Source organism: Sphingomonas pseudosanguinis, from assembly GCF_052056765.1.
GTDB classification, from domain to species: Bacteria; Pseudomonadota; Alphaproteobacteria; order Sphingomonadales; family Sphingomonadaceae; genus Sphingomonas; species Sphingomonas pseudosanguinis.
Map to the genome: position 1 here is coordinate 2,367,589 of NZ_CP189888.1, position 24,527 is coordinate 2,392,115.

23 protein-coding genes are annotated in these 24,527 nt (G+C 67.3%); 8 read left to right on the top strand and 15 right to left on the bottom strand.

The window, feature by feature from the left end; all coding sequences use genetic code 11:
• The first annotated feature begins 7 nt into the window (after positions 1–7).
• Entirely contained in the window at positions 8–781 is a 774-nt protein-coding gene (locus ACQHGV_RS10645; protein ID WP_440978169.1) for a M15 family metallopeptidase, read from the top strand.
• A gap of 426 nt (positions 782–1,207) precedes the next feature.
• Here ACQHGV_RS10645 and wrbA read toward each other — a convergent pair whose 3' ends face one another.
• The gene (gene wrbA, locus ACQHGV_RS10650) at positions 1,208–1,810 is read right to left on the bottom strand and encodes an NAD(P)H:quinone oxidoreductase (RefSeq protein WP_183951755.1); all 603 of its coding nucleotides are present in this window, start codon (positions 1,808–1,810) and stop codon (positions 1,208–1,210) included.
• A 31-nt stretch (positions 1,811–1,841) separates the two neighbouring features.
• Positions 1,842–2,564 (bottom strand): pirin family protein, encoded by a 723-nt coding sequence (locus tag ACQHGV_RS10655; RefSeq protein WP_440978170.1) that lies wholly within the window; start codon positions 2,562–2,564, stop codon positions 1,842–1,844.
• Positions 2,565–2,702: 138 nt separating this feature from the next.
• Here ACQHGV_RS10655 and ACQHGV_RS10660 point away from each other — a divergent pair, with 138 nt between their 5' ends.
• The 3 genes from ACQHGV_RS10660 (at position 2,703) to ctrA (ending at position 5,525) form a co-directional block, all read left to right on the top strand.
• Positions 2,703–3,623, top strand: a complete 921-nt coding sequence (locus ACQHGV_RS10660) for a LysR family transcriptional regulator (protein ID WP_440978171.1) — start codon at positions 2,703–2,705, stop codon at positions 3,621–3,623.
• Positions 3,620–4,714, top strand: a complete 1,095-nt coding sequence (locus ACQHGV_RS10665) for an AI-2E family transporter (protein ID WP_440978172.1) — start codon at positions 3,620–3,622, stop codon at positions 4,712–4,714. Before ACQHGV_RS10660 ends, ACQHGV_RS10665 begins: the two co-directional genes overlap by 4 nt.
• A 103-nt stretch (positions 4,715–4,817) precedes the next feature.
• Positions 4,818–5,525: a response regulator transcription factor CtrA gene (ctrA, locus tag ACQHGV_RS10670; RefSeq protein WP_183951759.1), complete on the top strand. Its 708-nt coding sequence runs from the start codon at positions 4,818–4,820 to the stop codon at positions 5,523–5,525.
• Positions 5,526–5,725: 200 nt separating this feature from the next.
• Here the strand turns inward: ctrA and ACQHGV_RS10675 are convergent, their stop codons facing one another.
• The 3 genes from ACQHGV_RS10675 to ACQHGV_RS10685 all read right to left on the bottom strand — a co-directional run bounded on the left by ACQHGV_RS10675 (position 5,726) and on the right by ACQHGV_RS10685 (position 9,114).
• Positions 5,726–6,781 carry a choice-of-anchor A family protein gene (locus ACQHGV_RS10675; protein ID WP_440978173.1) on the bottom strand — a complete coding sequence of 352 codons (1,056 nt, stop codon included), beginning with the start codon at positions 6,779–6,781 and terminating at the stop codon, positions 5,726–5,728.
• Between the two features lie 60 nt (positions 6,782–6,841).
• A complete protein-coding gene (locus ACQHGV_RS10680) occupies positions 6,842–8,518 on the bottom strand; it encodes an amidohydrolase (protein WP_440978174.1) in 1,677 nt (558 codons plus the stop codon).
• 152 nt (positions 8,519–8,670) lie between these two features.
• A complete protein-coding gene (locus ACQHGV_RS10685; RefSeq protein ID WP_440978175.1) occupies positions 8,671–9,114 on the bottom strand; it encodes an Lrp/AsnC family transcriptional regulator in 444 nt (147 codons plus the stop codon).
• Positions 9,115–9,239: 125 nt separating this feature from the next.
• Between ACQHGV_RS10685 and ald the strand changes: the two genes are divergently transcribed.
• Positions 9,240–10,346: an alanine dehydrogenase gene (ald, locus tag ACQHGV_RS10690; protein WP_440978176.1), complete on the top strand. Its 1,107-nt coding sequence runs from the start codon at positions 9,240–9,242 to the stop codon at positions 10,344–10,346.
• A 715-nt stretch (positions 10,347–11,061) separates the two neighbouring features.
• Positions 11,062–11,274 (top strand): DUF3072 domain-containing protein, encoded by a 213-nt coding sequence (locus tag ACQHGV_RS10695; protein WP_183951764.1) that lies wholly within the window; start codon positions 11,062–11,064, stop codon positions 11,272–11,274.
• A gap of 4 nt (positions 11,275–11,278) precedes the next feature.
• Here ACQHGV_RS10695 and ACQHGV_RS10700 read toward each other — a convergent pair whose 3' ends face one another.
• The 6 genes from ACQHGV_RS10700 to ccmC form a co-directional block, all read right to left on the bottom strand.
• Positions 11,279–11,908 (bottom strand): tetratricopeptide repeat protein, encoded by a 630-nt coding sequence (locus ACQHGV_RS10700; RefSeq protein ID WP_440978177.1) that lies wholly within the window; start codon positions 11,906–11,908, stop codon positions 11,279–11,281.
• Positions 11,905–12,282, bottom strand: a complete 378-nt coding sequence (locus ACQHGV_RS10705; RefSeq protein WP_440978178.1) for a cytochrome c-type biogenesis protein — start codon at positions 12,280–12,282, stop codon at positions 11,905–11,907. The genes ACQHGV_RS10700 and ACQHGV_RS10705 overlap by 4 nt, the downstream gene beginning before the upstream one ends.
• Positions 12,279–12,806 (bottom strand): redoxin family protein, encoded by a 528-nt coding sequence (locus tag ACQHGV_RS10710; RefSeq protein WP_440978179.1) that lies wholly within the window; start codon positions 12,804–12,806, stop codon positions 12,279–12,281. Before ACQHGV_RS10710 ends, ACQHGV_RS10705 begins: the two co-directional genes overlap by 4 nt.
• Positions 12,803–14,737 carry a heme lyase CcmF/NrfE family subunit gene (locus tag ACQHGV_RS10715; RefSeq protein WP_440978180.1) on the bottom strand — a complete coding sequence of 645 codons (1,935 nt, stop codon included), beginning with the start codon at positions 14,735–14,737 and terminating at the stop codon, positions 12,803–12,805. The genes ACQHGV_RS10710 and ACQHGV_RS10715 overlap by 4 nt, the downstream gene beginning before the upstream one ends.
• Positions 14,734–15,168, bottom strand: coding sequence for a cytochrome c maturation protein CcmE (gene ccmE, locus ACQHGV_RS10720; RefSeq protein ID WP_440978181.1), 435 nt, complete (start codon positions 15,166–15,168; stop codon positions 14,734–14,736). The genes ACQHGV_RS10715 and ccmE overlap by 4 nt, the downstream gene beginning before the upstream one ends.
• 97 nt (positions 15,169–15,265) lie before the next feature.
• Positions 15,266–15,991 carry a heme ABC transporter permease CcmC gene (gene ccmC / locus ACQHGV_RS10725; RefSeq protein ID WP_440978182.1) on the bottom strand — a complete coding sequence of 242 codons (726 nt, stop codon included), beginning with the start codon at positions 15,989–15,991 and terminating at the stop codon, positions 15,266–15,268.
• Positions 15,992–16,438: 447 nt separating this feature from the next.
• Here ccmC and ACQHGV_RS10730 point away from each other — a divergent pair, with 447 nt between their 5' ends.
• Positions 16,439–18,511: a TonB-dependent receptor gene (locus ACQHGV_RS10730; RefSeq protein ID WP_440978183.1), complete on the top strand. Its 2,073-nt coding sequence runs from the start codon at positions 16,439–16,441 to the stop codon at positions 18,509–18,511.
• Between the two features lie 109 nt (positions 18,512–18,620).
• On the opposite strand, the gene ACQHGV_RS10735 is transcribed toward ACQHGV_RS10730, so the two are convergent.
• Positions 18,621–19,070 (bottom strand): MaoC family dehydratase, encoded by a 450-nt coding sequence (locus ACQHGV_RS10735; protein WP_440978184.1) that lies wholly within the window; start codon positions 19,068–19,070, stop codon positions 18,621–18,623.
• Positions 19,067–20,920: an acetyl/propionyl/methylcrotonyl-CoA carboxylase subunit alpha gene (locus tag ACQHGV_RS10740; RefSeq protein ID WP_440978185.1), complete on the bottom strand. Its 1,854-nt coding sequence runs from the start codon at positions 20,918–20,920 to the stop codon at positions 19,067–19,069. Before ACQHGV_RS10740 ends, ACQHGV_RS10735 begins: the two co-directional genes overlap by 4 nt.
• Positions 20,921–20,990: 70 nt before the next feature.
• On the opposite strand from ACQHGV_RS10740, the gene ACQHGV_RS10745 reads away from it, so the two are divergent.
• Positions 20,991–21,407 (top strand): endonuclease domain-containing protein, encoded by a 417-nt coding sequence (locus ACQHGV_RS10745; RefSeq protein ID WP_440980191.1) that lies wholly within the window; start codon positions 20,991–20,993, stop codon positions 21,405–21,407.
• Between the two features lie 83 nt (positions 21,408–21,490).
• Here ACQHGV_RS10745 and ACQHGV_RS10750 read toward each other — a convergent pair whose 3' ends face one another.
• Positions 21,491–23,089: a carboxyl transferase domain-containing protein gene (locus tag ACQHGV_RS10750; protein WP_440978186.1), complete on the bottom strand. Its 1,599-nt coding sequence runs from the start codon at positions 23,087–23,089 to the stop codon at positions 21,491–21,493.
• Positions 23,090–23,225: 136 nt separating this feature from the next.
• Positions 23,226–24,392: an acyl-CoA dehydrogenase family protein gene (locus ACQHGV_RS10755; protein ID WP_440978187.1), complete on the bottom strand. Its 1,167-nt coding sequence runs from the start codon at positions 24,390–24,392 to the stop codon at positions 23,226–23,228.
• Between the last annotated feature and the right edge of the window lie 135 nt (positions 24,393–24,527).

The window sequence follows — 24,527 nt, forward strand, 5'->3', positions numbered from 1 at the left end:
GCGCGTCATGCCCCCGCTTCCCGCCGCTTTCCTGCGCGCCGCCGCGCTTACGTGCTTCGCCGCAGCGCCCAGCCTTGCCCAGGCCCAGTCCTGCGACGGGGTGCTGCCCTCGCCCGGCCCCGATGGCCGTCTGGCGGGACACTTCCCCTATGGCGATGCGCCGTCCTACCAACTGGTCGAGGCGCCGGCGGGCTTCGCCATCGGCCAGCCCTGCTATGTCCGGCGCGAGATGCTACCCGATCTGGAGCGGCTACTCGCCGCCGCGCGCGGTGACCCGGCGGTGGCGGGGCAGTTGCGCGCGCTGTCCTGCCACCGTGCGATCGCACGGCAGAACCGCGTCTTCTGCCGCGACCGGGAAAGCAGCGCGGCGGAGCGCGCCGTATCGGTGGCACCGGCGGGGCATAGCGAACATGCCACCGGCTATGCGATCGACTTCGCCGTCCGCCCTGCCAATGGCTGCCCGGATGCCGAAGCCTGCATGGCCGCGACGCCCGCCGCCCGCTGGCTGTTCGCGAACGGGCCGCGCTTCGGCTTCGAGATGAGCTTTCCGGCGGGTAATAGCCAGCAGGTGAAATGGGAGCCGTGGCACTGGCGCTGGGTCGGCACCAGCCCGACCGCGCCCGGCGCGGCGCAAGCGCGGGCGGTATTCGCCAAGGCGCGCGCGCAGTTTCCCGCCAATCCGGGGGTGCGCGATCCGTTGCGGGTGGAGGTGACCGGTCCGCCGCCGGTGCCGGTGGTGGCGGCTCCGCCCGTTCCGGTGAAGAAGGGGAAACGGCGATAGGGTTTCGCGTGGCCTTCGACTTCGCTCAGGCTGAACGGAGGGTTGGGATTAGAGCTGCCTTCGCCGATCACCCCGACCGCCGTTCGCACTGAGCGGAGGGTTGGGATCAGAGCCGCCTTGGCCGATCGCCCCGACCTCCGTTCGCACTGAGCGGAGGGGTGGGATCAGAGCCGCCTTTGTCGATTACCCCAACCTCCGTTCGCACTGAGCGAAGTCGAAGTGCACGTCCGGCGGTAGCCAGGAGGACGAGGAAGCGGTGATCGCGATTCCCGTGGCCTTCGACTGCGCTCAGGCTGAACGGGGTTTGGGAATTGCGATGGTCCTATACGGCCGTTCAGCCTGAGCGCAATCGAAGGCCACGCTTCAACGCCGGCCGCTTCGTAACCAAAAAAACGGGGGCGCCCATCGGCACCCCCGTCCTTCACATCACCCGAACAGCTTGGCGGCCGTCTCGGCGATGCGCTTGCCCTGATAGCGGGCACCGTCCAGATCGACCTGGCTCGGCTGGCGGCTGCCGTCGCCGTCCGCCAGCGTCGACGCGCCGTAGGGCGTGCCGCCATGGACTTCCTTGACGCCCATCTGGCCCTGGAAGCCGTAATCCAGCCCAACGATGGTCATGCCGTGGTGGATCAGGTTGGTCAGGACCGAGAACAACGTCGTCTCCTGCCCGCCATGCTGGCTGGCGGTCGAGGTGAAGGCGCCGCCGACCTTGCCGACCAGGCCGCCCTTCATCCACACGCCGCCGGTCGTGTCCCAGAACGCCGCCATCTGGCTCGCCATGCGACCATAGCGGGTCGGCGTGCCAACGATGATCGCGTCATAGTTGGTCAGCGCGTCGGGGCCCTCGATCTCGGGGTGCGCGGTGTCGGTCTTGAAGTGCGCGGCGGCGACGACCTCGGGCGGCGCGGTTTCGGCGACGCGGCGGATGTCTACCTCGGCCCCGCCGGCGCGCGCGCCCTCGGCGATGGCGTCGGCCATCTGCTCGATGTGACCATAGGACGAATAATAAAGGACCAGAACCTTGGCCATGTGATGATACTCCCTTCCTGAAAGCGTGAAATTATTCGGAATCGACCAGAACGATCTCGGCATCCTCAACCGCCGTGATCGTCACCGTGCGACCACCCGACAGCGCCGCGCCATCCCGCGCTGCGAACGGCACACCGTCGATTTCGATCCGTCCCGTCGCCGGCACCAGATAGGCGTGACGTCCCGCGCCGACCGTATGTTCGATGCTCTCGCCGGCACGCAGGGTGGCGGCCAGAACACGGGCTTCGGCGCGGATGCGCAGCGCCTCGCCATCCTCCTCGAACCCGCTGGCGAGCGTCACGAACCGCCCTGAGCGTTCGCCCTTGGGAAACGGCTTGGCGCCCCAGCTGGGCTGGCCGCCCCGCGTGCGCGGTTCGATCCAGATCTGGAAGAGCGTCGTCGGCTCGGCCTCCAGATTATATTCGGCGTGACGCACGCCCGACCCGGCGCTCATCACCTGGACATCGCCCGCAGCCGTGCGGCCGACATTGCCCATCGAATCCTGGTGCGTGATCGCGCCGGTGCGGACATAGGTGATAATCTCCATGTCGGCATGGGGATGCGGCGGGAAACCGGCATTGGGAGCGATGACGTCGTCGTTCCAGACCCGGATCGCGCCCCAACCCATGCGGGCCGGATCATAGTAGTTGGCGAACGAGAAATGATGCCGCGCATCCAGCCAGCCATGATTGGCGTGGCCCAGGCTTTCGAAGCTGCGACGGTCGATACCCTTCTCGGCGGTGATAGCAGTCATGGAATTTCTCCCTTGGTTGCCCTCAAGATAGGGCCGATTATGATCGCGTAAACGGAAACGCTGGAAACCGATCGTTTCCACGTTCATTGTAGCGGCGCGGCCCGGTCATGGACCGCCTTGGGGGATAGAGGGTCGAGGATGCGTCTGCCGGATCTGGAAGCCTGGGCGATCTTCGCCGCCGTGGTCGAGCATCGCTCGTTCAGCGCCGCCGCCGATGCGATCGGCCTGTCCAAGGCCACTGTGTCCAAGGCGATCACCCGGCTGGAGGCGCAGCTCAACCAGTCGCTGTTCCACCGCACCTCGCGCCGGCTGGCGCTGACCGAGGCGGGCAAGCCGCTGGCCGATCACGCCGCGCGCATCCTGGCCGAGGCCCGCGCCGCCGAGGAGGCCGCGCGCGACGCCGCCAGCGCGCCCGCCGGCCGTATCCGCCTCGCCGCGCCGATGTCCTTCGGGGTCAGCAACATCGCGCCCGTCATCGCCGATTTCCTGGCCGCGCATCCCGGTATCGAGATCGAGCTCAGCCTGTCCGACGCACGGGTCGACATCGTGGCGGAGGGCTATGACATCGCGCTGCGCATTGCCGACCTGCCCGACAGCTCGCTGCGCGCGCGGCGGCTGTGCGGTATCTCGACGCATATCGTCGCCTCGCCCGGCTATCTGGCCGCACATGGCGAGCCGCGCCATCCCAACGAATTGGGCGAGCATCGCCTGCTCAGCTATTCCAACATCACCGGCCCCTGGCGCTTCCGCCATCCCAACGGCGCGGAGGTGTCGGTGCGGCCGCAGGGGCCGCTGACCGCCAATAGCGGCGACGCGCTGGTCCCCGCCGTCGTCGCGGGCCTGGGCATCGCGCGCCTGCCCGGCTTCATCATCGGCCCGCATCTCGCCAGCGGCGGTGCCGTCGAGATCCTGACCGAATGGACGCCGCCGCCGATCGGGCTGCATCTGCTCACCCCGCCCAGCCCGCTCAGGCCCGCCCGTGTCGAGGCGCTGATCACCTGGCTGGCCGACCGGGTGCGCGATCCCTGCACCGCGCATAAGCCGGGAGCCCCGGCATGAACCGGCTGCGCCCCGATGCGGACGATGCGCGTTTCATTCGCCGGATCGTCCTGATCCTGCTGATCCTGGGCATCACCGCCGCGCTGTTCCGTGCGGGCGACCTGCTGATCCTCGCCTTCGGATCGATTTTGGGCGCGATCGTCATCCATGCCATCGCGGACCTCTATGCCGATCACCTGCCGCTGGGACCCAAGCGATCGCTGACCCTGTCGATCGTCACCGTGCTGGCGGTGCTGGGTTTTCTGGCGTGGCTGTTCGGCGTCGCCTTTCGCCAGCAATTGAACACGCTGGTCACCCAATTGCCGATCCTGCTCGACCAGCTGGCCAACTGGGCATCGCAGTCGCCCGTCGGCGAAAAGATCGTCGATGCGGTGCGTGCCGCCTATGCTGGCAGCCGGGTGGCGCAGGACATCAGCGGCATCGTGTCGGGCGCGGGTGAGTTCGTCCTGAACTGCCTGTTGCTGCTGGTCGGCGCGCTGTTTTTCGCCGCCGATCCCAAGGTCTATGAGCGCGGCTTCCTGCTGCTCATCCCCCGCTCGATGCGGCCCGCGCTGGAGGATGCGCTGTTCGACACGGGCTCGACCTTGCGCCTGTGGCTGCGTGCGCAGCTCATCCAGATGACGACGATGGGCGTGCTGGTCGGCATCGGTCTGGGCATCGCCGGCGTACCGTCGGCCGCCGCGCTCGGCCTGCTGACCGGGCTCAGCGAGTTCGTGCCCTATGTCGGCCCGATCGCGGCGATGCTGCCGGCGCTTGGCCTTGCCGCGCAGGGCGGCAATGGCGCGGTGATCGGCACGCTCGTCACCTTCGCGGTCGTCCGGCTCATCCAGACCAACGCCATCACCCCCTTCGTCACCAGCCGCGTCGTCGCTATCCCGCCGGCGATCACGCTGTTCGCGATCATCGGCATCGGCACCATTTTCGGGTTGTTCGGGCTGTTCTTCTCGGCCGCCTTGCTGGTCGTCGCCTTCACCCTGATCCGCAGCCTGTATCTGCGCGAGGTGCTGGGCGAGAATATTCCCCGATCCGAACACAAGACGCTGCTCGGCCCGAACGCATCTTTGAAAAAGGATGCGTCGAGTCCCGATTAGGAGCGAATTAACCTTTTGCGTTCATATCCGCGTTGGTTAATGAATGGAATTTCAGATCGCCGGGGGCCTCACGGAGGGCGATCATCGCGAATGGGGACTGCCGATGCGCGTATTGTTGATCGAGGACGAACCGACGACCGCCAAGGCGATCGAGCTGATGCTCGGCAGCGAAGGCTTCAACGTCTATACCACCGACCTGGGCGAAGAGGGCCTGGATCTGGGCAAGCTGTATGATTACGACATCATCCTGCTCGACCTGAACCTGCCCGACATGCATGGTTACGACGTGCTGAAGCGTCTGCGCGTGGCGCGCGTGTCGACGCCGGTCCTGATCCTGTCGGGCATCAACGAGATGGACTCGAAGGTGCGCAGCTTCGGCTTCGGTGCCGATGATTACGTCACCAAGCCCTTCCACCGCGAAGAGCTGATCGCGCGCATCCACGCCGTCGTCCGCCGCTCCAAGGGCCATTCGCAGTCGATCATCCGCACCGGCAAGCTGGCGGTCAATCTCGATGCCAAGACGGTCGAGGTCGACAATGCCCGCGTCCATCTGACCGGCAAGGAATATGCCATGCTGGAGCTGCTGTCGCTCCGCAAGGGCACCACGCTGACCAAGGAGATGTTCCTGAACCATCTCTATGGCGGCATGGACGAACCGGAGCTGAAGATCATCGACGTCTTCATCTGCAAGCTGCGCAAGAAGCTGAGCCTAGCCTGCGACGGCGAGAATTATATCGAGACGGTCTGGGGCCGCGGCTATGTGCTGCGCGAACCCGATGAGATCGGACAGGCCGAACAAGCCGTCGCCTGATCGGGCGGTTTGTCGGGGAGATACGGGCCGGTTCGCGGGGGCGCGGGCCGGCCCTTTTCTATGGGCGAGATCCCGTGGCCTTCGACTTCGCTCAGGCTGAACGGAGCGAGGGCACAAGACCCGACCGCAAATGCCGTTCAGCCTGTACAAACACGTCGTTCAGCCTGAGCGAAGTCGAAGGCCACGCCCCACCCTATCCATCAGGCGATGACGCGCCGCCGCCGCAGCGCCAGGACCAGCAACGCCAATCCCCCCGCCATCAACCCCATCGTGGCCGGTTCCGGCACCGGGGTCGGCGGACCCCCACCGCTGCTACCCGGCGTGACCGGCACGTTCGGCGTGGTGGGCACATAGGTGCCGATATAGGTACCCAGATGGAATTCCCCATTCTGGGTCAGGCTGCCGAACACCGCCGAACCTTCGATATAATTGCCGGTCGCCGCCGCCGCCTTGGGCGCGAGGACCGAGCCCTTCCAGGCGGTGGTCAGCTCCAGGCTGGTCGCGGTCGGGAAGTTCCAGATGACATGCTCACCGAGGCCCGTCGCATCGCCCAGGAAATTATCGTCCAGCCGCACCGCGCTGCCCGCGACATTGACGATGACCGTGTCCGCGCCGTTGCGGTTAAAGGCGATCTCGCCGAAGCGGGACAGGTCGGCGGCGTTCAGGTTGAACACCGCGACGCCGTTGGCCCCCGGCACCGCGTTGAAGGTCGCGCGGTTGCCGACGATGCTGACCGCGCCGGTCGCTGCCAATGCTGCATAGCCGTTGGACAGATCGGTCATGCTGCTGGCGAGCAGCGTCTTCTGCTGGTTGAGCCCCGCGACGAAGCCGGGATCGCTCGCGCCCAGCCCGGCCTGCACGATATTCTGGTTGATGTTGGTGTTGGACAGCGTACCGCCGACCTTCACCGTCTGCACCCCGCCATTCAGGTTGAACCCGCCGACGACATTGCCGCCGATCAGCGCGCCCGAGCCGTTGTTGAGGTTCTTCGTACCGCCCAGCACGTCGCCGACCACGGTCAGGCCGGGCAGCGCATAGTTGGACGGCGCCGGGGTGCGGATCTGATAATTGGACGAATTGCCGCTCAGATTGCCGCCGACGAAGGTCCGCCCCTCCACCTCGGAACTGGAGGTCAGATCGCCGAGCACGATCAGATTCCATTCCTTCAGCGCGTCGATACCGACGACCGGTCCGGCCATGGCGATGGAGGGCAAGGCGGCGGCGATCAGCGCGACGAAAGAAAGACGGTATTTCATGGGGATCGGCCTAACCCAAAAGCCTTGCCGATCCCTTATGGATGTCGTCCCGTTTCGGGATCAGCGGCGCTCCCACACCTTTTGCCCGCCGATCCACGTCTCCTCGACCTTGGTCGCGCGCAGCTCGGTCGGGTTGGCGTCGAGCGGGTTGCGGTCGACGATGACGAAGTCCGCCTGCTGGCCATGGCCCAGCCGGCCGAACAGCTCCTCGGCGAACCCGGCATAGGCGCCGTCCATGGTGAAGGCGCGCCACGCCTGTTCGCGGGTCACGATCTCCTGCGGCTGCCACCCGCCATAGGGCTGGCCGTCCGGCCCCTGCCGCGTGATCGCGGCGGCCCAGCCGGCGAAGGGATCGGGGCTTTCCACAGGATAGTCCGATCCGAAGACGAGCGGCGCGCCGTTCTTCAGCATCGTGTTCCAGGCATAGGCCCCCGCGAGCCGCGCCGGCCCCAGCCGCGCCTCCGCCATGGTGCGATCGCTGGTCTCGTGCACCGGCTGCATCGAGGCGATGATGCCATGCTTGCCGAAACGCGGCAGATCGGCAGGATCGACGATCTGGGCATGTTCGATCCGCCAGCGCCGATCGCCCTTATAGGTCTCCGCCAGCTCGTCGATCGCGTCGAGCACCTGCGCATTGGCGCGGTCGCCGATCGCGTGGACGGCAACCTGATATTTGTCCATCGCCGCGCGGCTCATCAGGTTGCGGATCACATCGTCCGACATGAAGCCCAGACCCGTCTGGCCCGGCGCATCGGCATAGGGCTGCTTCAACCACGCGCCGCGCGACCCGAGAGCGCCGTCGCCATAGAGCTTGACGCCGACCAGCCGCAGCTTGTTGTTGTACAGCCACTGGGTCGGCCCGGTGCCGCCAATGCGCACGCTGTCCTCGACGCCGCCGCCATAGCTCATGATACGGACGCGCAGGTTCCCGGCATCGCCCATCCGGCGATAGGTCAGCCATTCGTCCAGCGTCGTGCCCATATCGGCCGTCGCGGTAATGCCGTGGCTGAGCAATTCGTTCTGCGCCTTCAGGAACGCGGTGTTGCGATCCTTGGCCAGCGGTTGCGGCACCGCCTTCTGGATCAGCGCCATCGCGGCGTCGACGAACACGCCCGAGGGCTGGCCGCCGATCTTCTCGATCCGGCCGCCGGCGGGCGAGACGGTCTTTGCGGTGATTCCAGCCGCCTTCATCGCCGCGCTGTTCGCCCAGAGCGCGTGGCCATCGGCACGCTCCATCACCACCGGCCGATCCGACACGATGGCGTCGAGATCAGCGGCAGTCGGAAAACGACCCAGCGCCCAGCTTTCCTGGTTCCAGCCGCCGCCCAGCACCCATTTGCGCTCGGGGTTCGCCGAGGCATAGGCCGCGATCCGCGCCTTCGCCTCGTCGAGCGACTTGGTCGGCGCCAGGTCGAGTTCGAGCAGGCGGAAGCCCAACCCCATCACATGGCCATGCGAATCGACGAATCCGGGGATCAGCACCCGCCCCTTCATATCCGCGCGCCAGTCCAGCTTGTCGGGGCGCTTGTCCTTGGCCGACAGCAACCGCGAGACCTTGCCGTCCGGGGTGAGCAGCAGGCCGGTGAAGCGTACGACCTTGCCATCCTTGTCCAGCGTCATGCCCGTGACATTATCGATCAGCGCATCGGCCAAGGCCGCGACGGGGGTGAGCGCGGTCGCCAGCGTCGCGGCGAGCAGGATGCGAAGGGGGCGGAAGGAGGAAGCCGACTGGAGCATGATCCGTTCCCTATCGGGTGATGAAGCGGGTGGGAAGCACGGTTCGCTTCATCGTCATTGCGAGCGCAGCGAAGCAATCCAGGGTCACGGGCAAGGCGCCCTGGATTGCTTCGCTGCGCTCGCAATGACGGAGGTCGGGCCGTAATGCCCCTTCAGAACCGCCGCACCACCTCGCGAATCACGAAGTGCGAGGCCAGCCGCGTCACCCCCGGCAATCGCGCCAGCGTCTCGCGGTGGATACGCTCGTAACTGTCGTCGCGGCGCACCTCGACCTGGATCATATAATCCGCCTCGCCGCTCATCAGAAAACATTCGACGATCTCGGGGCAGCGCAGGATTTCGCGCTCGAACGCCGCCATCGTTTCCTGCCGTTGGTCCTTGAGCGTCACATTGACCATCACGATTGATGGCCGCCCGCGCGCTTCATGGCTCAGGATCGCGCGATAGCCTGCGATGACCCCCGCCTCACGCAACTGCGCCACGCGGCGATGCGCGGCGCTAGCCGACAGCCCCACCTTCTCCCCCAACGCGGCGCTGGTCAGGTCGGAATCGCTGGCCAATTGGGCCAATATGCGGCGGTCGATTGCGTCGGACATTTCATCCCGATAATAACATCGATCACACAAGAAAATCCTGAAATAGATACCCAGGCAGGATCGCTTTGCAAACTTCTCCTGCACGATCGGCGCTATTATCGGCCTATCATTCAGGAGAGTTCGCCATGCGCGTCGGTGTGCCCAAGGAAATCAAGAACCACGAATATCGCGTCGGCCTGACCCCGCCGTCGGTGGCCGAGCTGGTCGCGGCCGGCCATGAGGTCATCGTCGAGACCAAGGCCGGCGGCGGCATCGATTTCGAGGATCAGGACTATATCGACGCTGGCGCGCGCATCGTCACGACCGCTTCGGAAGTGTTCGACCAGGCCGAGATGATCGTGAAGGTGAAGGAGCCGCAGCCGCAGGAAGTGGCGATGCTGCGCCCGCATCACCTGCTGTTCACCTATCTCCATCTCGCCGCCGACAAGCCGCAGGCCGAAGGGCTGATGGCGTCGGGCGCGACCTGCATCGCCTATGAGACGGTCACCAGCCCGCGTGGCGGTCTGCCGCTGCTCAAGCCGATGTCGGAAGTCGCGGGCCGCATGGCGGTGCAGGTCGGCGCGCATTATCTGGAGAAGGAACAGGGCGGTCGTGGTGTGCTGCTGGGCGGCGTGCCCGGCGTGGCACCGGCCAAGGTCGCGATCCTGGGCGGCGGCGTCTCGGGCGTGAACGCGGCGCAGATGGCGGTCGGCCTGCGCGCCGACGTCACCATCTACGACATCAACAATGACCGTCTGGCCGAGCTGGACATGTTCTTCTCCAGCCAGATCAAGACCGCCTATGCCTCCAAGGCGGCGATCGCGGCGGCGGTGAAGAACGCGCACCTCGTCATCGGCGCGGTTCTGGTCCCCGGCGCGGCGGCGCCCAAGCTCGTCACCCGCGACATGCTGAAGACCATGAAGCGCGGTTCGGTGCTGGTCGACATCGCCATCGACCAGGGCGGCTGCTTCGAGACCAGCCATGCCACCACCCATGAGGACCCGGTGTTCGAGATCGACGGCGTGATCCATTATTGCGTCGCCAACATGCCGGGCGCGGTGGCGCGCACCTCGGCCTTCGCGCTGAACAACGCCACCCTGCCCTTCGCCATCCGCCTGGCGAACATGGGCGCCGAGGCCGCGATGAAGGCCGATGCGCATCTCGCCAACGGCCTGAACGTGTCGGGCGGCAAGATCCGCCACGCCGCCGTCGCCGAAGCGCTCGACCTGCCGTTCGAGGCCTGGGCGGGTTAAGTACGTTCCGGCTGCCGTTCGGTCTGGGTTTTGTCGAGGGTGCTTCGCGTGGCCTTCGACTTCGCTCAGGCTGAACGGCGGTTTGGGACATCTTCCCAATCAGGCCCGACCCATCCCCGCCCTCCGTTCACGCTGAGCAAGGTCGAAGCGCACGCCCCGCCCTGTGCCACGAGGGTAATCCCGTAGCCTTCGACGGCGCTCAGGCTGAACGGCGGTTTGGGGAATCTTCTCAATCAGGCCCGCTCCATCCCCAAACTCCGCTCGCGCTGAGCGAAGTCGAAGCGCACGCCCCGCCCTCCGCCACGAGGGTAATCCCTTGGCCTTCGACTGTGCTCAGGCCGAACGGCGGTTCGGAAAACTTTCCCAATCAGGCCCGCCCCATCCCGACCCTCCGCTCACGCTGAGCGAAGTCGAAGCGCACGCCCCACCCTCCGCCACGAGGGTGATCCCGTCGCCTTCGACCGCACTCCGGCTAAACGGCTTGAAGGATTCTGGTTCGCGCGGAGACGCGGAGGCGCGGAGATGATCGCTCCAGCCGCCAAGGCTGGTCGCCGATCGATACGGCGCGGCAAATCCCGCTGCTGAACTGACACCAGAGGGCCAGCCCATCCCGGCCCTCTCCGCGCCTCCGCGCGAACCAAAATCTTCGCGTCCTCGCGCCTTCGCGTGAACAGAAATAGAACGTCCGCGTTGGTGCCGGCGAAAGGATGCCGTGATGACCGACAACCCCAAATCCGAACCCTTCTCCAATGCCGAGAAGGACCCCGATGACTGGACCACCGGCGATGAAGCGATGACCGGTGCGCAGGCCAGCTATCTGAAGACCCTGTCCGAAGAAGCCGGCGAGCCGTTCGACGACGGCCTGACCAAGGCGGAAGCGTCGAAACGGATCGACGCGTTGCAGGAAAAGACCGGCCGGGGCCAGTAAGCCCTTACGGCTCCATCAGCGCCATCGCCCGGTCGAGCAGCATCACCCGCTGCGCAATGGCCGGGCGATAGGGCGCATCGGCGGGCGTCTTTTGCAGGGCCAGCCGCCATAGCGTCCGCGCCTTGGCAAACTCGCCCGCGCGCATTTGCGCCAGCCCCTCGAAGAAGAACGGCACCGGATCGTTCGGCCCCAGCACCCGCGCGCGGCGGAAGGCGAATTGCGCGGCGGGCGACATCTGATAGCCGTCATGCGCGAACAGGACATTGCCCAGCTCGGTCCAATAGGCGACGCTGCGGGGCTTGCCGCCCACCGCGCCCAGCATGATCTGCACCGCCGTGCGCTTGTTGCCAGACCGTGCGAGTGCGTCGGCGGCGGTGAACATCGTCGCCTCCTCGCCGAACCGCCCCATCAATTGCCCGCGCAGTTCGATCAGCTCGTCGCTGTCCAGACGGGGATCGGGCCGCGCCGAAGGTGGGCTGGCGGACAGGCTCGGTCGCCCCTGCCATGCATAGCCGACGCCGCCCAGCGCCAATGCCGCGCCCAACATGGTCCAAAGCGGCCGCGGAAAGCCGCGCCACAGCGCCAGGCCGATCGCGGCCCCGGCGATCAGGATCAGGACCAGCCACCCCATCATCGCCGCTTCCGAAAGCTGGAACGCGCGATCCAGGCGCCGATGCCCAGCAACAGGATCGGCGTCGCCCACAGGAGCGCGGTCGCCCCCGACACGGGCGGATCATAGCTGACATAATCGCCATAGCGTTCGATCAGCCAGTCGCGAATCTGCGACGGGTCTTCCCCGCGTGCGATCCGCTGCCGCACCAGCGCACGCATATCGGCGGCCATGTCGGCATCGCTGTCGGCGATCGACTGACCCTGACAGACGACGCAGCGCAGCTCGCCCATCAAGGCGCGCGCCTGCGCCTCGGCATGGGGATCGGGCAGCTGCGTATTGCCGAGGTCGGGCGCGGCCGATGCGGCCGCCAGCGCAAGGGCCAGGACCAGGCTCATCGCGCCGCCGCCACGTCGCGGACGATCTGGTCGACCTGATCGGCACGAATGTCGCCGATATATTGCCGCACGATCCGCCCGCGTCCATCGATCAGGAAGGTCTCCGGCACGCCCGATGAGCCGAGCGACAATTGCACCCGGCTGCGGCTGTCATCGCCGATCCGGTCATAGGGATCGCCATTGCGGCGCAGGAAGGCGACGACCGCCGGCCCCTTGTCATGGATCGCGATGGCGTCGATCGGAATGCCGCGCGCCTTCAGCCGCATCAGCTGCGGCGCCTCGGCGATGCAGGGGATGCACCAGCTGGCGAAGACGTTGAGCAGGCGCGGAGTGCCACGCCCGAAATCGGTGCTGGCCAGCCCCGACTTGCCCGGTACCATCGGCTCCAGCTCGAAGCTCGGCAGCGGCTTGTCGACCAGCGTCGAATGCACCGCCGTATCGGCCGGGCGCATCAGTCCGGCCGCAACGACCGCGAACAGCGCGCCGAACACGGCCAGCGGCGCCCAGATCAACCAACGCTTCATCCCCAAAGGGCCTCCCGCCGTCGCTGCTGCCATGCCTTCCACCAGCGCCCGACCAGCGCCAGCGCGCCGCCCAGCGCGACCAGGATGCCGCCGAACCAGATCAGCGTCACGAACGGCTTCCACCACAGCCGCAGCTGCCAGCGGCCGGTCGCGGCATCCTGCTGCCCCAGTACGGTGTAGAGCTGTCCGTCCCAACCGGTCGCAATCGCGCTCTCGCTGGTCGTCGTCGGCGGATCGGTGAAGAATCGCTGCTGCGGGCGCAAGACGGTGCCCACGCCGTCGCGGGTCGCGGTCAACCGCGCCTCCAGCGCCGACCAGTTCGGCCCGACATTGGGATAGATGCGGTTCAGCTCGACTCGCCACGGCCCGACGATGGTGGCCTGCCCCGGATAGAGCGCGACCAGCCGCTCGGCGGTGAAGGCGCTGTCACAGGCCATGCCGATCAGGCTGACGCCGATACCCGCATGCGCGACGACCATGCCCCAGATGGGCAGCGGGGTGCGCCGCCAGTTGCGCTGCGTGATCGGCAGGACGCTGGCGACGATCAGCCCGACACCGAAGGACAGGCCCAAGAGTGGCAGCACGCCCATGCCACCGCTCAGCGTCAGAACGAGCGCGAAACTGCCCGCCGCCGCGACCATCGGCCATAACATACGGATCAGCACCGCCTCGGCCTGATCCCGCCGCCAGCGCAGCATCGGCCCGACCGCCATCACCGCGACCAGCACCAGCGCGATCGGTCCGGCGGCGGCGTGGAAGAAGGGCGGGCCGACCGACAGCCGCACGCCGAACCCGGCCGCGATCAGCGGATAGAGCGTGCCGATCAGAACGATCCCCAGGATCACCGACAGCAGCAGATTGTTGACGACCAGCCCGCCCTCACGGCTGACAAAGGTGAAGCTGCGACCCGCGCGCACCTGCCCGATCCGCGCGCCGAACAGCGCCAGCGCACCACCGATATAGAGCGCCAGCAACGCCAGGATGAACGCCCCGCGCCGGGGATCGACCGCAAAGGCATGGACGCTGGTCAGGATGCCCGACCGGACCAGGAAGGTGCCGATCATCGACATCGAAAAGGCGACCACGGCCAGCATCACCGTCCAAGCGCGCAGGCCATCGCGCGCCGCCAGCACGTTGACCGAGTGGAGAAGCGCGGTCGCCGCCAGCCAGGGCATCAGCGACGCATTCTCGACCGGGTCCCAGAACCACCAGCCGCCCCAACCCAGCTCATAATAAGCCCAATAGGACCCCGCCGTGATGCCGATGGTCAGCAGCACCCAGGCGCCCAGCACCCAGGGCCGCATCGCACGGGCGAAAGCCGGCCCCACCTGCCCCGTCACCAGCGCGCCGACCGCGAAGGAGAAGGCCACCGACAGGCCGACATAGCCGGCGTAGAGCGTCGGCGGGTGGAAGGCGAGGCCGGGGTCCTGCAACAACGGGTTCAACCCCTGCCCCTCAATTGGTGCCGGGTTCAACCGCGCGAACGGGTTGGAGGCGAAGAGCAGGAAACCGTAGAATCCGAGCGCGATCGCGCCCTGCGCCGCCAGCGTCGCGACATGGGTCGGCCGGTCGAGCGCCCGCTCCTTCCACGCGACCAGCGCCCCGCCCGCGCCCAGGATCGTGACCCAGAGCAGCATCGAGCCTTCATGATTGCCCCAGGCGCCGGCGAATTTGTAGATCCAGGGTTTGGCCGAATGGCTGTTCTCGGCGACCAGCGCGACCGACAGATCGGTGGCCAGGAACACCGCGATCAGCGCGCCCATCGCGATGGCGACCAGCGCGCCCTGCACGATCGCGACCGGGCCGATCGCCGCCATAGCCTGTTCGCCCGCCGCGTCCTTGCGACGCAGGGCCAGCACGCCGAGCAACAGCTGCAACCCCGCCAACGTCGCGGCGAACCATAGCGCGGCCAAGCCCCCTTCCGCGATCACGGCTTGAGGCTCCGGCTCTCGTGCATATTGCCCGCCATTTCGGGAGGCATGTACTTCTCGTCATGCTTGGCGAGCAGGTTGGTCGCGACGAAACGGCCATCGGGCTGGAACTGCCCCTCGGCCACCACGCCCGATTTCTCGCGGAACAGGTCCGGCGTGATCCCGGCGAAGGTGACGGGCGTCGTCGCCTTGCCATCGGTCACCACGAAGCGCACCGTCACGCCGTCGGGGGCGCGGTGCACCGACCCCGCCTCGACCATACCGCCCAGCCGCACCGCGCGGCCCAGCGGCAACCCTTGTGCCTTCGCGTCGGAGGGGGTGTAGAAGAACGCCGCCTGATCCTTCATCGCCGACATGGCGAGCAGCACCGCCGCGACGATCGCGGCCAGCGCCAGCAGCACCAGCGTGAGACGTTGCGATTTGGGCGTCATTTCTCGGCGCGCTTCATCGCCAGATAGCTGATCGCCAGCAGCAGCCCAGTGCCGCCCAGCATGACGGCGTAGGCGGCCGCGACGAAGCTCCACTGGCTCATGCGCGCGCCATCCGCCGCATCCGCGCCTCGGCCTTGGCCAGGGCGAGCAGGGTGCGCATCCGCATCAGCACGATGGCGGCAAAAAGCAGGGTGAAGCCCGACAGCATGATCGGCAGCGGCCAGAGCAGCGAACCCGCGATGCTCGATCCCGTCAGCCCGATCGACTGGCCCTGATGCAGCGTGTTCCACCACACCACCGAATAGCGGATGACCGGCAGCAGCGCGGTGCCCGCCAATCCGTACAGCGCCGGAATCCGGCCATCGCCGCCGCGATCGGCATCGGCACGGGCGAGCGCGATATAACCCAGATAGACGAACAGCAGCAGCAGCATCGAGGTCAGCCGCCCGTCCCATTGCCACCACGTCCCCCAGGTCGGCCGCCCCCAGATCGATCCCGTCGCCAGACAGAGACCGGCAAAGACCGCCCCCGGCCAGGCGATGGCGCGGCCCGCGACCTGCGCCAGCGGATGGCGCCAGACGATCAGCGACAGGCTGGCCGCCGCGATCCCGCTCCACCCCGCCATGCCCAGCCAGGCGGCGGGCACATGGATATAGAGGATACGCACCGTCTCGCCCTGCAGATAATCGGGCGGCGTCTGGCTCAACCCCGCCCAGGCGCCGATGGCGACCAGCACCAGCCCCAGACCCAGGCATATCCCGGTCAGCGGACGAGCGATCTTTAGAAAACGCGCAGGATTCGCAAGGGTGTGCAGGGTGGCCACGATGACGTGACTGTAAGGGGGTTTTTCGGCGACGTCATCCGCCTTCTCCCTCCTTCTTTAAGCCCCTCCCGTACACGGGAGGGGTTTGGGGAGGGCATGGTGTCTCATAGAAAGCATCGCTCATGGCCTACCCTCCCCCATCCCCTTCCGCCTGCGGGAGGGGCGTGAGACTCATGGAGGGCGGAGGCTGTTACCGCCTTGGTTCTTCCTATCGCTATGGCTCTCGATCAGGAGGCTCCAAAGGGACCATCGCCGGATCATCTGGAGGGGGTTTGGGGAGGGCACGGTCTCTCACCGAGATCGTCGCCTGCGGCCTGCCCTCCCCCATCCCCTCCCGCCTGCGGGAGGGGCGTGAGACTCATCGGCGAATGGACCCGTTGATGCCTTGATTCGTCTTATCGTCACGACCCTCGATCAGGGGGCTCCAAAGGGGACCATCACCACATCATGCCCGCATCCCACCGCCTGCCGCTGCTCGCCATCGCGCTCGTCACACCCACCGCCCTGTCCGCCCAGGTCGGCGAACCCCAATCCGCCACCATCACCGTCACCGGACGCGGCCTTGCCGACCGACCCGGCGAGCGCGCGCTCGACGTCGTGACGATCGACCGCGACCGTATCACGCAGAACGCCTCGCAACGGCTGGAGAACGTCCTCGCCGACGTCGCCGGGCTTCAGCAATTCCGCCGCTCGGACAGCCGCTCGGCGCATCCGACCTCGCAGGGGATCACGCTGCGGGGCTTGGGCGGCAATGCGTCGAGCCGCGCGCTGCTGGTACTGGACGGCGTGCCGCAGGCCGACCCCTTTGGCGGCTGGGTGGTCTTCCCCGCCTATGCCACCGGGCGGCTGGGCCGCATCCGCGTGACGCGCGGTGGCGGGTCGGGCTTTTGGGGGCCGGGCGCGCTGGCGGGCACGATCGAGATGGACAGCGCCACCCCCGACCAACTCTCCCCGCTCGATCTGGCGGTCGCCTATGGCAGCCGCCAGTCGGTCGATGCGCAAGGGTCGGCTTCACTGGTGCGGGACGGCGGCTTCCTGACCGTATCGGGGGCCTATGCGCGCGGCGACGGCTTCATTCCGATCGTCGCGGGCCAGCGCGGCCCCGTCGACCGCCCCGCGCCTTACGAGCAATATTCGGGCGCAGCGCGCGGTGTCGTCGGGATCGCGCCGTCGACCGAGTTGCAGATGACGCTCGCCGCTTTCCACGATGCGCGCGAGCGGGGGACGGATTTCACCGACAATCGCTCGGACGGGGCCGATGCCAGCATCCGCCTGGTCGGGCGCGGCGCATGGGGCTGGTCGGCGCTGGGTTATATCCAGACGCGGCAATTCGCCTCGCGCTATGCCAGCGTCAACGCCGCGCGGACGGCGGCGACGCTGACGCTCGACCAGTATAATGTCCCCGCCACCGGGCTGGGCGCGCGGGTCGAGGTGTCGCCGCCGCTTGGTGACTCGGTGACGCTGCGGCTGGGTGGCGACATTCGCGACACCAGCGGACGGACGCAGGAACTGTACACCTATGTCAACGGCCTGCCGACCCGCCGGCGCGAGGCGGGCGGTGCGACGCGGACCATGGGGCTGTTCGCGGATGGCAGCGCGGCGTTCGGCATCGCGACGCTGACGGCGGCGGCGCGGGTCGATGACTGGCGCATCCGCAACGGACGGCTGGACGAAGCCGCGCTGGCGAGCGGCGCGGTGCTGACCGACACGGATTTTCCGGACCGGTCGGGGCAGGAATTTACGGGCCGCATCGGACTGGCCGTCCGTCCGGTCGCGCCGCTCTCGCTGCGCGCCGCCGCCTATCGCGGTTGGCGGCTGCCGACGCTCAACGAGCTGTATCGGCCCTTCCGTGCGGGTGCCGATGCGACCGCCGCCAATGCCGGGCTGAACCCGGAACGCATCGAGGGGGTCGAGGGCGGCTTCGACCTGACGCCGGCGACGGGGCTGCGCCTGTCGGGCACCTATTTCGTCAACCGGCTGACCGATGCCATCGCCAATGTGACGCTCGGGCGGGGCCCGGGGACCTTCCCCGGCGTCGGCTTCGTCGCCGCCAATGGCGTGTACCGGATGCGGCGCAATCTGGATGCGATCCGCGCCGAGGGGTTCGAATTGGACGCGAACTGGACGCTGGGGCCGATCCAAGCGCGCGGCTCCTGGTCGCGGACGAATGCGCGGGTCCGTGCCTCAGGGGCCGCCGCCGCACTCGCGGGCCTGCGCCCGGCCCAGACGCCGCGTGATCAGTTGTCCGCGACGCTCGGCATCGAACAGCGCGGCGCAGCGCTCAGCGGCACGGTGCGGCATATCGGTCGCCAGTTCGAAGATGACCAGAACAGCCGCACGCTGGCGCCCGCGACGACCTTCGACGCCTATGCGGCGGTGCCGATCCTGACCGGCTGGCTGATCGAGGCACGGGCGGAGAACCTCGCCAATGCGCGGGTCGAGGCGGCGTATAGCGGGGCGGGGCTGATCGAGCGGGCGACGCCGCGGACCTTGTGGATCGGGGTTCGGACGCGGTTGTGAGCGATGGGGCGTGCACTTCGACTTCGCTCAGTGCGAACGGGGTTTGGTACTGAACCTCAACCTCCGTTCAGCCTGAGCGTAGTCGAAGGCCACGCCCCAACCTTGCCCCCTACCCCCGCCTCTTCACCAAAGCCGTCCGCAGACACCGGCACACCACCTCACCCCGCTGGTTCAGCGCCTCGTGCCGGAACGTCACCAACCCCGCCCCCGGCCGCGACTTGCTTGTCCGCAAGGCCGTCACCTCACTCGTCGCGCGCAGCGTGTCGCCCAGAAAGACCGGCGCGGGCATGACCAGTTCGTCATAGCCTAGGTTCGCCACCAGCGTCCCCAGCGTCGTCTCCCCGACCGACAGCCCGATCATCAGCGAGAAGGTGAAGGTGCCGTTGACGAGGATCTGCCCAAACTCGCTGGCCTTCGCCGCCTCCGCATCGATGTGCAGCGGCTGCGGATTATGGGTCATCGTCGAGAAGAGCAGGTTGTCCGTCTCGGTCACGGTACGGCGTATGGGGTGGTCGATCCGGTCGCCGATCGTCCAGTCGTCGAAGAAGCGCCTGCTCATGCCGCGTCCTCCGCGACGATGCGGACCAGCGCGATCCCCTCCGCCACCTGCCCACCGGTCTCGGCCTTCAGGTCGGCGACGACGCCGTCGAAGGGCGCGGTCAGGACATGCTCCATCTTCATCGCCTCCAGCGTGACGAGCGGCTGGCCTGCGCTGACCGCCTGTCCCTCGGTCACGGCGACCGCGATGATCCGGCCGGGCATGGGCGACAGGATCGCGCCATCCCCCGCCCCGCCCGCCGCCAGCCCATCGGCGCGCCAGCGGGTGAAGGACCAACTCTGCCCACCCTCCGAGATCAGCACCGCGTCGGTCGGCGACGGGGGCACATCGCCCGCGTGCGCAAAATCGACGGTGATCGGTTGCCCGTTGAGCAGGAAGCGCGCGCTCCGCCGGGGCGCTGCGTTCAGGCGGAAGCCCGACAACCCGTCCTGCCCGATCAGCGCGGCGGCGGCCTCGGCCAGCGCCTCTTCGGACGGCTCGGTCGGCGGCATCAGCGCCTCACCCTCGCGTGCGATCAGGCCGGTATCGACCCGGCCGCTGGCGAAATCGGGATGGTCGAGCGCCTCGACCAGAAAGCCCGCATTGGTGCGCACCGGCCAGATCACCGCCTCGTCCAGCGCATCGGCCAAGGCCTCGCGCGCCGCCTCGCGCGTGTCGCCATGGGCGATGACCTTGGCGATCATCGGGTCGTACCAAGGGGTGATCTCCGCGCCCTCCTCGACGCCGGTGTCGATGCGGATCGCGGGATCGTCGCCGAGGTCGAACACCTCCAGCGTGCCAATCGCGGGCAGGAAGCCCTTGGCCGGGTCCTCGGCATAGAGGCGTGCCTCGATGGCGTGGCCTTGGATGGACAGCTCGCCTTGCGCCATCGGCAAAGGCTCGCCCGCCGCGACGCGTAGCTGCCATTCGACCAGATCGACGCCGGTGATCGCCTCGGTGACGGGATGCTCGACCTGGAGCCGGGTGTTCATCTCCATGAACCACACCCGATCGGCACGTAAGCCTTCGGAGGCGTCGGCAATGAACTCGATGGTGCCCGCACCGACATAGTCCACCGCCTGCGCCGCGCGGACGGCGGCACCGCAGACGGCGTCGCGCGTGGCATCATCCATGCCCGGTGCGGGGGCTTCCTCGATCACCTTCTGGTGGCGGCGTTGCAGCGAACAGTCCCGCTCGAACAGATGCACCACCTGCCCATGGCGATCGCCGAAGACCTGCACCTCGATATGGCGGGGCGAGAGGATGTATTTCTCGATCAGCACCCGGTCGTCACCGAACGAGGACGCCGCCTCACGACGGCAGGAGGCCAGCGCCTCGGCGAAGGCGGCGGGATCGTCGACACGGCGCATCCCCTTGCCGCCACCGCCCGCGACTGCCTTGATCAGCACGGGATAGCCGACCGCATCTGCCTCGGCGGCTAAGCGGTCGGGCGACTGGTCCTCGCCCAGATAGCCGGGCGTGACGGGCACACCGGCGGCGATCATCCGTGCCTTGGCCGCATCCTTCAGGCCCATGGCACGGATGCTGTCGGGATTGGGGCCGACCCAGATCAGCCCGGCGGCGATCACGCTTTCGGCGAACTCGGCATTTTCCGACAGGAAGCCATAGCCGGGATGGATCGCCTCCGCCCCGATTTCGCGCGCGGCGTCCAAGATATGCGCCGCGTCGAGGTAGCTTTCACGCGCCGGGGCCGGGCCGATCAGGATCGCCTCATCGGCCATGCGGACGTGGAGCGCACGCGCATCGGCCTCGGAATAGACCGCGATGGTGCGCAGGCCCATCTCGCGCGCGGTGCGGATGATGCGGCAGGCGATCTCGCCGCGATTGGCGATGAGGAGGGAATCAAACATGGGTTTCAACCTCATTCCTCCCCAAGCTATGCTTGGGGAGGGGAACCATGCGGAGCATGGTGGAGGGGCAATGGGGATACCGACGAAACCGGGCAGGACGGTGCAACGCGCAAGGGGATTGCGTCGTGCATTGACTCTGCCCGAGGTGGTTCTTTGGGGCATCCTTCGCGAACGACCCGAGGGGTTGCGGTTTCGGCGGCAGCATCCGGCGGGGGCGTATGTGCTGGACTTTTACTGCCCGGCGGCTCGGTTGGCGGTGGAAGTGGATGGCGAGGTTCATGGGCGCGGGGATCGGCCCGAGCGCGATGCGCGGCGCGATGCCTTTTTGGCGGAGCATGGTGTCGCGGTAGTGCGAATCCCTGCCCGCGACGTGCTTCGCGATCTGGACAATGTCGTCCGTTACATCGTTGCGCAGGCTCGCGACCGTGTGCCCCTCCACCGTCCTTCGGACGGTCCCCCTCCCCAAGTGAAACTTGGGGAGGAATAAGCAGGGTTCTTGAATCCTCCCCAAGCTATGCTTGGGGAGGGGGACCGCCGCGAAGCGGTGGTGGAGGGGCGTCCTCCCGCCCATCACATCCGGAACACCCCGAACCGGGGCGCCTCCGCGATCGGCGCATTCAGACACGCATCCAGCGCCAGCCCCAGCACATCCCGCGTCTGCGCCGGATCGACGATACCGTCATCCCACAGCCGCGCGGTGGCATACCAGGGATTGCCCTCATCCTCGTAACGCTGCCGGATCGGCGCCTTGAACGCCTCGGCCTCGTCCGGCGTCCAGTTGTCGGCGTCGCGGTGGACGGTCGCCAGCACGCTCGCCGCCTGTTCGCCGCCCATCACGCTGATCCGCGCATTGGGCCAGGTGAACAGGAAGCGCGGCGAATAGGCACGCCCGCACATGCCGTAATTGCCCGCCCCGAAGCTGCCGCCGATCAGCACGGTGATCTTGGGCACCTGCGCCGTCGCCACCGCCGTCACCAGCTTGGCACCATGCTTGGCGATCCCCTCGGCCTCATAGCGGCCACCGACCATGAAACCGGAGATATTTTGCAGGAACAGCAAGGGGATACGCCGCTGGCAGGCCAGTTCGATGAAGTGCGCGCCCTTCTGCGCGCTTTCCGAGAACAGCACGCCGTTATTCGCTAGGATCGCGACCGGCTTGCCATGGATATGGGCGAAACCGCAGACCAGCGACGCGCCATACAGCGCCTTGAATTCGTGGAAGCGCGAGCCATCCACCAGCCGGGCGATGACCTCGTGCACATCGTAGGGCGCACGCACGTCCTGCGGGATCAGGCCGTAGAGTTCCTCGGCCGGGTAGAGCGGTTCGTCCGCCTCGGCGAGGTTCACGTCGGGCATGGCCTGCGGCGGCAGCATCTCGACGATGTCGCGGACGATCGACAGCGCATGATCGTCATTCTCGGCGACATGATCGACCACGCCCGACTTGCGGCCATGCGTGTCCGCGCCGCCCAGCTCCTCAGCCGAGATGACCTCGCCTGTCGCGGCCTTCACCAGCGGTGGGCCGGCCAGGAAGATCGTCCCCTGCCCGCGCACGATCACCGTCTCGTCCGACATGGCGGGGACGTAGGCGCCGCCCGCCGTGCAGCTGCCCATGACGCAGGCGATCTGCGGAATACCCGCCGCCGACATTTGCGCCTGGTTGAAGAAGATGCGGCCGAAATGATCGCGGTCGGGAAAGACCTCCGCCTGATGCGGCAGGTTCGCGCCGCCGCTGTCGACCAGATAGATGCAAGGGAGACGGTTCTCGAGCGCGATCTCCTGCGCGCGCAGGTGCTTCTTGACGGTCAGCGGGTAATAGGTGCCGCCCTTCACCGTCGCGTCGTTGGCGACGATCATCACCTGCCGGCCATGCACCCGGCCGATCCCGGCGATCATGCCCGCGCCGGGTACCGCGTCGTCGTAGAGGCCGTTGGCGGCAAGCTGGCCGATTTCGAGGAAGGGTGAGCCGGCATCGAGCAACTGCTCCACCCGGTCGCGGGGCAGCAGCTTGCCGCGCGACACATGACGGTCGCGCGAGGCTTCGCTGCCGCCCAGCCCCGCCTTCGCCACGTCGCTGCGGAGGCGTTCGGCCAGCGCGCGGTTGTGGTGGGCATTGGCATGGAACACCGCATCGTCACGCGAGATGCGTGAGGAAATCACCGTACCCATCAAATCCTCCCCATCTCTGATGGGGAGGGGGACCGCCGCGAAGCGGTGGTGGAGGGGCGAGGGGCTTGCCCCTCCACCACGCTCTGCGAGCGCGGTCCCCCTCCCCAAGCAAGCTTGGGGAGGAATGGGTCGGCCGTCATTGCGCCACCTTTTCAATCTTGCCGATCAACTCGCGGCCGATCAGCATCCGGCGAATTTCGTTGGTGCCCGCGCCGATGTCGAGCAGCTTGGCATCGCGCGCGAAGCGTTCGACCGGCCAGTCCTTGGTATAGCCCGCCCCGCCCAGCGCCTGGATCGCCTCCAGCGAGACCTTCACCGCATTCTCGCTGGCCAGCAGGATCGCGCCCGCCGCGTCGAAGCGCGTCGTCCGTCCCGCATCGCAGCTGCGCGCGACCGCATAGACATAGGCGCGCGCCGAATTGAGCGCGACATACATGTCGGCGATCTTGGCCTGGATCAGCTGGAACTCGCCGATCGCGCGCCCGAACTGGCGACGCTCGCGGACATAGGGCACGACCACGTCGAGGCAGGCCTGCATGATGCCCAGCTGAATCCCCGCCAGCACCGCGCGTTCATAGTCCAGCCCGCTCATCAGCACGCCGACGCCGCCATTGACCGGCCCCATCACCTGGGCATCGCCGACGAAACAGTCGTTGAAGACCAGCTCGGCGGTCGGGCTGCCGCGCATGCCCATCTTGTCGATCTTCTGGCCGATCGCGAAGCCCGCCATGTCCTTCTCGATCAGGAAGGCGGTGATGCCACGGCTGCCTTCGCCCGTCTTGGCATAGACGACCAGCGTCTCGGCATAGGCCGCGTTGGTGATCCAGAACTTCGTGCCGTTCAGCTTCCAGCCGCCCTCGACCTTCGTGGCGCGCAGCTTCATCGAGACGACGTCGGAGCCGGCCGACACCTCCGACATGGCGAGGCTGCCGACATGCTCGCCCGAGATCAGGCCGGGCAGATATTTCGCCTTCTGCTCGGCATTGCCCCAGCGGCTGATCTGGTTGACGCACAGATTGGAGTGCGCGCCGTAAGATAGGCCCAGCGAGGCCGAGGCCCGCGACACTTCCTCGATCGCGACGACATGCTCCAGATAACCCAGGCCCAGCCCGCCATCGGCCTCAGCGACCGTGATGCCGTGCAGGCCCAGCGCGCCCATGTCGGGCCATATCTCACGGGGAAACCAGTCTTCCGCATCCATCCGCGCGGCGAGCGGTGCGATGCGGTCGGTCGCGAAACGGCGGGTCGCTTCACGGATCATGTCCGCGCTTTCGCCCAGCGCGAAATCGAAATCGTCGATCATGTCCTCTCCAACACGGCTCTTTGAGTCCGTTGCTTGGCCTTAACCGGATATTACCCGACTGCGCAATCTTTGTTCCTGCCCGGGGCCATTCATCCCATTTCTGGATTTATCCCTTGATCTCGATCATTTGCATGT